Origin of the sequence: Mesorhizobium tamadayense (assembly GCF_003863365.1) — a bacterium.
Lineage (GTDB): Bacteria > Pseudomonadota > Alphaproteobacteria > Rhizobiales > Rhizobiaceae > Mesorhizobium > Mesorhizobium tamadayense.
On record NZ_RQXT01000001.1, the window covers coordinates 60,518 to 71,038 of the forward strand.

The 10,521-nt window shown below is 64.7% G+C and carries 9 protein-coding genes; 1 reads left to right on the plus strand and 8 read right to left on the minus strand.

The window, feature by feature from the left end:
• Window positions 1-47: 47 nt before the first annotated feature.
• The 8 genes from EH240_RS00385 to EH240_RS00420 are packed head-to-tail and all read right to left on the minus strand — an operon-like array spanning window position 48 to window position 8,430.
• Window positions 48-740, minus strand: coding sequence for a response regulator transcription factor (locus tag EH240_RS00385; RefSeq protein WP_124995439.1), 693 nt, complete (start codon window positions 738-740; stop codon window positions 48-50).
• Window positions 737-3,457 (minus strand): sensor histidine kinase, encoded by a 2,721-nt coding sequence (locus EH240_RS00390; RefSeq protein ID WP_124995440.1) that lies wholly within the window; start codon window positions 3,455-3,457, stop codon window positions 737-739. Before EH240_RS00390 ends, EH240_RS00385 begins: the two co-directional genes overlap by 4 nt.
• Window positions 3,458-3,513: 56 nt before the next feature.
• Window positions 3,514-4,077 carry a potassium-transporting ATPase subunit KdpC gene (gene kdpC / locus EH240_RS00395; RefSeq protein WP_124995441.1) on the minus strand — a complete coding sequence of 188 codons (564 nt, stop codon included), beginning with the start codon at window positions 4,075-4,077 and terminating at the stop codon, window positions 3,514-3,516.
• A gap of 12 nt (window positions 4,078-4,089) precedes the next feature.
• The gene (kdpB, locus tag EH240_RS00400; protein ID WP_124995442.1) at window positions 4,090-6,186 is read right to left on the minus strand and encodes a potassium-transporting ATPase subunit KdpB; all 2,097 of its coding nucleotides are present in this window, start codon (window positions 6,184-6,186) and stop codon (window positions 4,090-4,092) included.
• Window positions 6,183-6,437: a hypothetical protein gene (locus EH240_RS00405; RefSeq protein ID WP_245435796.1), complete on the minus strand. Its 255-nt coding sequence runs from the start codon at window positions 6,435-6,437 to the stop codon at window positions 6,183-6,185. The genes kdpB and EH240_RS00405 overlap by 4 nt, the downstream gene beginning before the upstream one ends.
• Window positions 6,421-8,124 carry a potassium-transporting ATPase subunit KdpA gene (kdpA, locus tag EH240_RS00410; RefSeq protein ID WP_124995443.1) on the minus strand — a complete coding sequence of 568 codons (1,704 nt, stop codon included), beginning with the start codon at window positions 8,122-8,124 and terminating at the stop codon, window positions 6,421-6,423. Before kdpA ends, EH240_RS00405 begins: the two co-directional genes overlap by 17 nt.
• A 21-nt stretch (window positions 8,125-8,145) precedes the next feature.
• A complete protein-coding gene (locus EH240_RS00415; protein WP_036257910.1) occupies window positions 8,146-8,235 on the minus strand; it encodes a K(+)-transporting ATPase subunit F in 90 nt (29 codons plus the stop codon).
• A 15-nt stretch (window positions 8,236-8,250) separates the two neighbouring features.
• The gene (locus EH240_RS00420; RefSeq protein WP_124995444.1) at window positions 8,251-8,430 is read right to left on the minus strand and encodes a hypothetical protein; all 180 of its coding nucleotides are present in this window, start codon (window positions 8,428-8,430) and stop codon (window positions 8,251-8,253) included.
• 278 nt (window positions 8,431-8,708) lie between these two features.
• Between EH240_RS00420 and EH240_RS00425 the strand changes: the two genes are divergently transcribed.
• Window positions 8,709-10,499 carry an NAD(P)/FAD-dependent oxidoreductase gene (locus EH240_RS00425; RefSeq protein ID WP_124995445.1) on the plus strand — a complete coding sequence of 597 codons (1,791 nt, stop codon included), beginning with the start codon at window positions 8,709-8,711 and terminating at the stop codon, window positions 10,497-10,499.
• The last annotated feature ends 22 nt before the right edge of the window (window positions 10,500-10,521 follow it).

The window sequence follows — 10,521 nt, forward strand, 5'->3', positions numbered from 1 at the left end:
CGGCACGACCTCGAGCGATCGGTGGCCGCCGGTCGCTCCTTCCCCGTTCAATCCACCTCGCGCAAACGATAGCCGACGCCGGTCTCCGTGATGATGTAGCGCGGCTGGTCCGGCGTCTTCTCGATCTTCTGTCTCAATTGGCGGACATAGACCCTGAGATATTGCACGTCGGTCGTGTCGTTCCAGATCTGCTTCATCAGGAACTGGTGGGTCAGCACCTTGCCGGCATACTGCACGAGCGTGCGCAGGATGTCGTATTCCTTGGGCGACAGTTTTACTTCCTTGCCCTCGACTTTGACGATGCGTTTGACGAGATCGACGCTGAGATCGCCGGTTTGAAAAACCGGCTTCTCGCCCTGTTGCTGGAACTTGTGGCGCAGAGCCACACGGATGCGGGCGACGAGTTCGTTCATGCCGAAGGGTTTTGTCACATAGTCGTCGGCGCCGAGCTCGAGCGCCGACACGATGCCGGCCTCGTCGGTGCGGCTTGACAGGATGACGACCGGGATGTCGAGGCCGTCGCTCCGCCATTTGCCGAGCAACTCGAGGCCGGTCATGCCGGGCAGGCCGAGGTCGAGCAGGATCAGGTCGGGCCGTTCCGTCTCAATGAGCTCGATCGCCGCCTTGGCATTCGACGCCTCGAACACGGTATAGCCCTGACTGCCGAGGCCGACCCGAAGCAGCTTGCGGATCGGCGGCTCGTCGTCGACGACCAGGACACTGACGTTCTGGCTGGTCATGCCGCGTCATCCGTTTTGGCGACGTCCAGATCCGGGATTTCCCCCGGCACCGGCATGCGGATGGTGAAGATCGCGCCCGGCCGGTCGGTGCGGTTCGCCGCCGAGATCGAGCCGCCCATGGCCTCGACGAAGCCCCGGCTGATCGACAGACCGAGACCCGTTCCGGCGCGGACCTGATCGCGCTTGCGCACGCGGTAGAAGGTGTCGAAGATCCGCTCGAGGTCGTCGGGCGGAATCCCCGGTCCCTCGTCCATGACCTGCAAGATGACGGAGCCGTTGTCGACCCAGCCTTGCAGGCGGATGGTCGAGCCGGGCGGCGCATATTTCGCGGCATTGTCGAGGAGGTTGAACAGCGCCTGCTCGAACAGCACAGGGTCGAGGCGCAACATCGGCAAATCAGGCGGAATGTCGGTGTCGATCCGGTGTTCGCCGGTGATCTTTCGGGCTCGATCGAGCGCCGAGCCGACGATGTCGCCGACATAGTGGAAGGCATGGTTCGGCTCCATGGCGCCGGACTCGATCTTGGTCATGTCGAGCAGGTTGGCGATGAAGCGGTTCAGCCGCTCCGATTCGTCGATCACGGTGGAGAGAAGTTCAGCGCGATCCTTTTCGGGAAGGGCGGCCGCGTATTCCCGAAGCGTGCCGGCGGCGCCCATGATGGCGGCAAGCGGCGTCTTCAGGTCATGCGAGATAGAGGTGAGCAACGCCGTGCGCAGCCGGTCCGCTTCCGCCGCAAGCCTGGCGCGGTCGACGTCGGCGACAAGCTGGATGCGCTCGATGGCGACCGCCGCCTGGTCGGCAAGCGCGTCGAGAAGACGCTGCTGTTCGGGCGTCAGCAACGGGCCTTGCTTGTCGTTGTCGAGCCCGACGACGCCGACCGCCGTGCGCCCCGTCCGCAAGGGCAGGTAAAGGCGCTTCGCTCCGGGCAGCGTGTCGGCGCCGCGGCCGGCGGGGCGATCGTGCTCCCACGCCCAGCGGGCGGCTGCGATATCGGCCTCGGCCAGCGTGTCATCCGGCGGATAGCCGGCCTTGACGGTGATCGTGCCGTTCTCGGGCAGAAGCAGCACCACCCGCACTTTCAGCATGGAAGCTATCTGGAAGGCGGTGGCCCAAAGCACGTCGTCGAGCGTGCCGGCGCCGGCGAGCTTCTTCGAGAAGGAATAGATGTCTTGCGTGGCCCGCGCACGCGAGCGGGCGGCGACTGCCTGGCGCTGCACGCGCGCCGTCAGATTGCTGGCGATGACGGCGACGACGAGGAAGACGGCAAAGGCGACGATGCTCTCGGGGTCCCTGATCGTCAGCGTGTAGCGCGGCTCGAGGAAAAAGAAGTTGAACGCAAGGGCGCTCAGGAAACAAGCGTAGAGCGCCGGCCAGAGCCCGAACGTCACCGCCGATGTCAGCACCGACAGCAGGAGCACAATCGCCAAATTGCGGAAATCGAGGAACTGGTCGAGGATCGAGCTGACGGCCAGCGCGCCGGCGACATAGGCGGTGGAGAACAGATAGGGCCAGATCTGGAAGGGCTTCTGTTCGGCCGCGGCCTTCACCCTTGCCGAAGGCGTCCCTGCGTCGCGCCCTGTGCCCGAAATGACGTGGACGCTGATGTCGCCGGCATTGCGGATCAGATCGTAGGTGAGCGAGCCCTCGATCAACTCCCGCCAGCGCGAGCGGGTCGGCCGGCCAATGACGATATGGGTGAAGTTGTTTGCCGTCGCGTGGCGCACTATGTCCTGGGCTACATTCTGGCCCGGAATGGTGGTCACCTCGGCGCCGAGCTGCTCGGCAAGGCGCAGGTTCGTCGCGAGCCGGTCCTTGTCCTCTTCGGACATGCCGGCCAGGCGAGGCGTGTCGACATGAAGCGCCGTCCAGGGCGCACGCAGCCGATCGGCGAGCCGGCGCGCGTAGCGGATGCGGGCGGCCCCGCCGGGCCGCGAATCGACGCAGACGAGAACTCGTTCGCCGGCGGCCCACGGCCCCGGGATGGCATGGGACTGCATATGGTTGAGCAACTGCTCGTCGACGCGCTGGGCGGTGCGCCTCAGCGCCAGCTCGCGCAGCGCCGTCAGGTTGCCCGGCGAGAAATAGTTCTCGATTGCGCGCTGGGCGGTGTTGGGGAAATAGACCTTGCCTTCTTGCAGCCGCTTGATCAGGTCGTCGGGGGTGAGGTCGATGACCTCGATGTCGTCGGCCTCGTCGATGATGGAATCGGGAACCGTTTCGCGGACCCTGACGCGAGTGATCTGCGCGACTACGTCGTTCAGGCTCTCGACATGCTGGATGTTGAGCGTGGTGTAGACGTCGATGCCTTGCGCCAGGATCTCCTGGACGTCGAGGTAGCGCTTGGGATGGCGGCTGCCGGGCGCGTTGGTGTGGGCGAGCTCGTCGACCAGGACCAACGCCGGGCGCCGCTTCAGGATGGCGTCGAGATCCATCTCGTCGAGAGTGCGGCCCCTGTATTCGACCTGACGGCGCGGGATCACCTCATAGCCGTCGACCAGCGTCTGGGTTTCCTTGCGGCCGTGTGTCTCGACGACGCCGATCACAACGTCGATGCCGTCGACGCGGCGGGCGCGGCCCGCCATCAGCATCTCGTAGGTCTTGCCGACGCCGGGCGCCGCGCCGAGGAAAATCCGCAGACGGCCGCGGCCCTCCCGCTCGGCATGCTCGAGCAGCGCGTCGGGAGAAGGTCTGGAATCGTTGCTTCGGTCGTCGGGCATGGAACCATAGTTTGAACGGCGCCGGGGACCGTGTCGATCCCCGACGCCTGGCTTGGCTACTTCAGGTCGTTCAGCGCGAGATTGAGGGCGAGCACGTTGACCGCCGGCTCACCCATGAAGCCCAACTCGCGATCCTCGACATGGCTGTCGACAAGCGACTTCACCTTGGCTTCATCGATGCCCCGGACCTTGGCGACCCGCGACACCTGGAAATAGGCTGCCTCCGGGCTGATGTCGGGATCAAGGCCGCTGCCCGAGGTGGTGACGAGGTCCATCGGCACCGGCGCGCTCGGGTTTTCCGCCGTCAGCTTCTCGGCGTCGCTCTTGATGCGTTCAATGAGCTTCGGGTTGGTCGGGCCGAGATTGGAGCCGCCGGAGGAGGCGGCGTTGTAGCCGTCACCGGCGGGCGACGGCCGGCCATGGAAATAGCGGTCGCTGGCGAAGGCCTGGCCGATCAGCTCGGAGCCGATGACCTTGCCATCTTTTTCGATCAGGCTGCCATTGGCCTGGTTGGGAAACAGCGCCTGGGCGATGCCGGTCATACCGATCGGATAGATGAGGCCGGTCAGCACCGTGAAGAAGACAATCATGACGATCGCGGGTCTCAGTTGCTTAAACATTGGAGCAAATCCTTATGCGAGGCCGAGGGCCGTGACGATCAGGTCGATCGCCTTGATGCCGACGAACGGCACGATGATGCCGCCGAGGCCGTAGACGAGAAGGTTGCGGCTGAGCAGCGCGCCGGCGCCGATGGCGCGGTACTTCACGCCCCTCAGCGACAGCGGGATCAGCGCGATGATGATCAGCGCGTTGAAGATAATGGCCGACAGGATGGCGCTCTGCGGCGTCGCCAGGTGCATGATGTTGAGCGCCTGCAGCGGGCCGGCGGCCTGGCCGGGCGCGACGTAAAAGACCGCGAACATCGCCGGGATGATGGCGAAGTACTTGGCCACGTCGTTGGCGATCGAGAAGGTGGTCAGCGAGCCGCGCGTCATCAGGAGCGCCTTGCCGATCTCGACGATCTCGATCAGCTTGGTCGGGTCGCTGTCGAGGTCGACCATGTTGCCGGCCTCGCGCGCGGCTACCGTGCCTGTGTTCATGGCGACACCGACATCGGCCTGGGCGAGCGCCGGCGCGTCGTTGGTGCCGTCGCCGCACATGGCGACCAGTTTGCCCTTGGCCTGTTCCTCGCGGATCAGCGACAGCTTGTTCTCGGGCGTGGCCTGGGCGAGGAAGTCGTCGACGCCGGCTTCCGCCGCGATGGCCGCCGCCGTCAGCGGGTTGTCGCCGGTGATCATCACCGTGCGGATGCCCATCTTGCGCAGCTCCGCGAAACGCTCGCGGATGCCGCCCTTGACGATGTCCTTGAGATGCACGACGCCGAGCAGGCGCCCGTCGCGCTCGACCGCCAGCGGCGTGCCGCCGGCCTTGGCCATCTCGTCGGCAATGGCCTGCAGGTCGCGGATGGAGTCGCTTGTCGGCCGTGTGCCATGGGCTGCGACCGTTGCCCGATTGACATGGGCAAGCAACGCATCGACGGCGCCCTTGCGCACCGACGAGCCCTCGATGTCGACGCCGCTCATGCGGGTCTGCGCGGTAAAGGGCACGAAGGTGGCATGCAAGGTCGCCATATCGCGGGCGCGGATGCCGTATTTTTCCTTGGCGAGCACGACGATCGAGCGGCCTTCCGGCGTCTCGTCGGCGAGCGAGGCGAGCTGCGCCGCATCGGCCAGCTCCTGCTCCGTGACGCCCTTGGCCGGGCGGAACTCAGTCGCCTGGCGGTTGCCGAGCGTGATGGTGCCGGTCTTGTCGAGCAGCAGCGTGTCGACGTCGCCGGCTGCCTCGACGGCGCGGCCGGACATGGCGAGCACGTTGAAGCGCACCAGGCGGTCCATGCCGGCGATGCCGATGGCCGAGAGCAGCGCGCCGATCGTGGTCGGGATCAGCGTCACGAACAGAGCCACGAGGATCGTCACCGAGATATAGCCGCCCGAATAGGAGGCGAAGCTCGGGATGGTCGCGGTGGCCAGCACGAAGATCAGCGTCATGCCGACGAGCAGGATGTTGAGCGCGATCTCGTTCGGCGTCTTCTGGCGTTCCGCGCCTTCCACAAGCGAGATCATGCGGTCGAGGAAGGTATGGCCGGAAGCGGCGGAAATGCGCACGCGGATCCAATCGGACAGCACTTGCGTGCCGCCGGTGACGGCCGAGCGGTCGCCGCCGGATTCGCGGATGACGGGCGCGGACTCGCCGGTGATCGCCGCCTCGTTGACGGAGGCCACGCCTTCGATCACCTCGCCGTCGGACGGGATGATGTCGCCGGCCTCGACCAGCACGACGTCGCCGACCTTCAGGCTGGTGCCGGGTACCAGCTTGAACTTCGAGCGATCCCCGCCGTTGACGAGCAGCTTGGCCTGGGTCTCGGTGCGCGCCTTGCGCAGCGAGTCGGCCTGCGCCTTGCCGCGGCCCTCGGCCACGGCTTCGGCGAAATTGGCGAACAGCACGGTGAACCACAGCCAGATGATGATCTGCAGGGTGAAGCCGAGATCGCCGCCGCCGATGACCAGGTCGCGGATGAAAAGCAAGGTGGTGAGCAGCGAGACGACCGCGACGACGAACATCACCGGATTGCGGATCAGCGTGCGCGGATCGAGCTTGCGGAAGGCGCCGCCGATGGCGGGCACCAGGATGCGGGCATCCAGAATGCTCGCTGATTTGGACTGGCTCATTTCGAGGCTCCGGTATCGGTGATGTTGGACGGCGCCGGGTGCTCGGTCTTGGGGAACAGGTGCGGAAGGCCGGAAGCCAGCAGCCACAGCACGAACAGCACCGCTGCCATGCCGAGGAAGGTGGAGAGTGTGGGGAAAGGACGAGGCTTCTCGTCCCTCCCGTCATCCGGCCTTCCGTCATCGGGTTGGTGACGGTCGTGCCAGCGTATGAGGTTGAACCAGGGCATGGTCATCTCAGAAAGTCTGTCCATGGATCATCGCCAGGTGCTCGACGATCGGACCGACGGCGAGCGAGGGGAAGAAGGTGAGGCCGCCGACGATGATGATGACGCCGACCAGCAGGCCGACGAACAGCGTGCCGTCGGTCGGGAAGGTGCCGGCGGAGGCGGGCACGGTCTTCTTCGCGGCCAGCGAGCCGGCGATGGCGAGCGCCGGGATGATGACCAGGAAGCGGCCCATTAGCATGCCGAGACCCAGCGTGATGTTGTACCAGGGCGTGTTGCCGGAGAGGCCGCCGAAGGCCGAGCCGTTGTTCGCGGCCGCCGAGGTATAGGCATAGAGCACCTCGCTGAAGCCGTGCGGGCCGCCATTGGCTATCGAAGCCACGGCGCCCGGCAGGACCACGGCGATTGCCGTGAAGATAAGCATCGCCAACGGCAGGGACAGGATGGCAAGCATCGCCATCTTGACCTCCTTGGCCTCGATCTTCTTGCCGAGATATTCCGGTGTGCGGCCGACCATCAGGCCGGCGACGAAGACGGCGATGACGACGAACATCAGGATGCCGTAGAAACCGGCGCCGACACCGCCGACGATGACCTCGCCGAGCTGCATGTTGATGAGCGGGATCATGCCGCCAAGCGCGGTGAAACTGTCATGCATGGCGTTGACGGCGCCGCAGGAGGCGGCCGTGGTGATGACCGCGAACAGCGCCGACAAGGCGATGCCGAAGCGCGTTTCCTTGCCTTCCATGTTACCGCCGTCGATGCCGAGCGCATGCACCAGCGGGTTGCCGGCGGCCTCGGCCCAGTAGCAGACCGTGACGCCGACGAGGAACAGCACGCCCATCGAGGCGAGGATCGCCCAGCCCTGGCGCTGGTTGCCGACCATGCAGCCGAAGACGTTGGTGAGAGCAGCGCCGAGGGCGAAGATCGATAGCATCTGGATCAGGTTGGAGATCGCGTCCGGATTCTCGAACGGATGCGCGGCGTTGGCGTTGAAGAAACCGCCGCCGTTGGTGCCGAGCATCTTGATGGCGATCTGCGAGGCGACCGGCCCGAGCGCGATGGTCTGCTTGGCACCTTCCAGCGTGGTCGCATCGACATAGGGCCCAAACGTCTGCGGGATGCCCAGCCAGACATAGGCGAGCGTCAGCACGATGCAGAGCGGCAAGAGCACATAAAGCGTGCAGCGGGTCAGATCGACCCAGAAATTGCCGATCGATTTGCCGGAAGCGCGCGCGAAGCCGCGGATCAGGGCAATGGCGATGGCAATGCCTGTGGCGGCCGAGACGAAATTCTGGACGGTGAGGCCGGCCATCTGCACGAGATAGGACATCGTGCTTTCGCCGCCGTAGTTCTGCCAGTTGGTGTTGGTGACGAAGCTGACGGCGGTGTTGAAGGCAAGCCCTGGCTCGACCGCGCTCATGCCCGCGGGATTATAGGGCAGGGCGCCCTGCAGCCGCTGCAGCGCGTAAAGAACCAGGAAGCCGGCGAGGTTGAAGAGCAGCATGCCGGTCGCATAGACGGCCCAGTGCTGTTCTTCCTTCTCGCTCGTTCCGGCGAGGCGGTAGAGGCCGCGCTCGACCGGAGCGAGCAGCGGCGACAGCAAGGTACGATCGCCGCTGAAAACGCGGTACATATAGCCGCCGAGCGGCTTCACGAGCAAAAGCAGGATGCTGCAATAGACGAGGATCTGTATCCAGCCATTTATGGTCATGATGAGCTCTCCGCGCGCCGGTCAGAAGCGCTCTGGACGGATGAGCGCGTAGGTGAGGTAGGCAAGCAGGAACAAGGTCACCGCGCCGCCGAGGATGTAGTCGAAAAGCATGGCCTGATCTTCCGCTCAGATACTGTTGCAAGCTTTGACGTAGGCCAAGGACAGGGCGAAGAATAAAATCCCGATCCCGAAAACAATGAGATCCATTTTAGGCGTTCCTTGTTTTTGCTCGTGCTTTCCCGCCTGATGCCGACGGACGAAAAACTGTATGCGAACGCGCGTCACCTTGGTGGTGACGGCGATCAAAGCTTCTTTTCGGAAGGAAATATGGACCCAATCGCCATAAAGGTTCGAGACGGGGCGGGTGGGAAAGATATAGGAATTTCATAGGAGCTTTTTGGTTCAGCGTCTTCGGCCAGCCATGGCCAGTTCACCATTCGGCTGTCCTCAGGCAGCGAATAAAGATGCTTATAGACTCCCCCGGAGTCCCCGATGGCCAGCAGCAGATAATCGCAAATATGCTAAAGTCGGCGGGGGCGCTGAACAAAGCCTGCAGCCATGCGAGGCCAGCTGGAAGGACGACAATGCTCGACATCGCACCATCGCAACAGGCGGCAACCTGGCTCGGCTCGTTCGGCCGGGCGCTCGACAGCGGCGACATCGAGGCGGTAGCCAACCTTTTCTTGGAGGATTGCTACTGGCGCGACCTGCTGACCTTCACATGGAACATAAAAACCATGGAAGGCCAGGCGGCGGTCAGCGAGATGCTCAAGGCGACCCTGTCATCGGCAAGGCCCTCCCACTGGCGATTATCCGGCGAAGCGAGCGTCGACGACGGCGTTATCGAAGGCTGGTTCAGTTTCGAGACAGCCGTAGCCCGAGGCGAGGGAATACTGCGGCTCAAGGATGGACGCTGCCGAACGCTGTTCACGGCGATGAGCGAGCTCAAGGGTTTCGAGGAGCGGAAAGGCCCGGCCCGGCCGCTCGGCATCCGCCACAAGGCCGATCCCGAGCGTGAGACCTGGGCGGAAGCACGAGCGCGCGAGGCGCGCGAGCTTGGCGTTCACGAGCAGCCCTACTGCCTGGTGATCGGCGGCGGCCAGGGCGGGATCATGCTGGGCGCCCGGCTGCGGCAGCTCGGCGTTCCCTCAATCATCGTCGAGAAGAATGCGCGCGCCGGCGATTCCTGGCGCAAGCGCTACCGTTCGCTCGTGCTGCACGACCCGGTCTGGTACGACCATCTGCCCTACATTCCATTCCCGGAAAACTGGCCGGTCTTCACGCCCAAGGACAAGATGGGCGACTGGCTGGAAATGTATGCCCGCGTCATGGAGCTGAATTACTGGGCCGCCACCAAATGCATCAGCGCGGCCTATGACGAGACGGAAATGGTCTGGACGGTGGTGGTCGACCGAGTCGGCCAGCGCATCACGCTGAAACCCAGGCATATCGTCTTCGCCACCGGCGCCTACGGACCGCCACGGCAGATCGATTTGCCCGGCGCGGACAGCTTCAAGGGCGAGCTTTTGCAATCGAGCCGGTATTCCACCGGCGAGAAATTCCGCGGCAAGCGCGTCGCGGTGATAGGTGCTGCAAGCTCAGGCCATGATGTCAGCGTCGATCTCTGGGAGGCGGGCGCCAGGGTCACCATGGTGCAGCGCTCGCCGACGACGGTGGTGAAGTCCGACACGCTGATGGAGGTCGGCTTCGAGATCTTTTCCGAAAAGGCGCTGGCGCGCGGCATCACCACCGACAAGGCCGACATGATCGTCGCCTCGACGCCGTTCGCGCTGGTGCCGAAAGGCCAGCGGGCGCTCTACGATGTCATCCGCGAGCGCGACGCGGATTTCTACCAGCGCCTCAGCGACAGCGGATTCGCCATCGACTTCGGCGAGGACGAGACCGGACTGTTGATGAAGGCCTACCGCACCGGCTCCGGCTATTACATCGACGTCGGCGCCTGCGAGCTGATCCTGAACGGCGAGATCGCGGTGAAGAGCGGCGTCGGCATCAAGTCGCTGACGCCGAACGGCATCCTGTTCGAGGACGGCAGCGAGCTCGCCGTCGATGCCATCGTCTGCTGCACCGGCTACCAGTCGATGAACGAGACGGTGGCGGGCATCGTCTCGCGCGAGGTTGCCGACAAGGTCGGTCCATGCTGGGGGCTCGGCTCCGGCGTGAAGGGCGACCCCGCCCCCTGGCAGGGCGAATTGCGCAACATGTGGAAGCCGACGGCTCAGGACGCGCTGTGGTTCCACGGCGGCAACCTGGCGCTGTCGCGCTACTATTCGAAATTCGTGGCGCTGCAGCTCAAGGCGCGCATGGAAGGGATTGCCACGCCGGTTTACGGCGAGCCGAGCAATGCGAGACGGTGACGTTCGATCTCCCCCTCGAGGG

Bases quoted from the DNA above. Each gene is read 5' to 3' on its own strand.
- kdpB (WP_124995442.1), bottom strand. From the start codon at position 6,186: ATGAGCCAGTCCAAATCAGCGAGCATTCTGGATGCCCGCATCCTGGTG.
- kdpC (WP_124995441.1), bottom strand. From the start codon at position 4,077: ATGTTTAAGCAACTGAGACCCGCGATCGTCATGATTGTCTTCTTCACG.
- EH240_RS00405 (WP_245435796.1), bottom strand. From the start codon at position 6,437: ATGGACAGACTTTCTGAGATGACCATGCCCTGGTTCAACCTCATACGC.
- EH240_RS00390 (WP_124995440.1), bottom strand. From the start codon at position 3,457: ATGCCCGACGACCGAAGCAACGATTCCAGACCTTCTCCCGACGCGCTG.
- EH240_RS00425 (WP_124995445.1), top strand. From the start codon at position 8,709: ATGCTCGACATCGCACCATCGCAACAGGCGGCAACCTGGCTCGGCTCG.
- EH240_RS00385 (WP_124995439.1), bottom strand. From the start codon at position 740: ATGACCAGCCAGAACGTCAGTGTCCTGGTCGTCGACGACGAGCCGCCG.
- kdpA (WP_124995443.1), bottom strand. From the start codon at position 8,124: ATGACCATAAATGGCTGGATACAGATCCTCGTCTATTGCAGCATCCTG.
- EH240_RS00415 (WP_036257910.1), bottom strand. From the start codon at position 8,235: ATGCTTTTCGACTACATCCTCGGCGGCGCGGTGACCTTGTTCCTGCTT.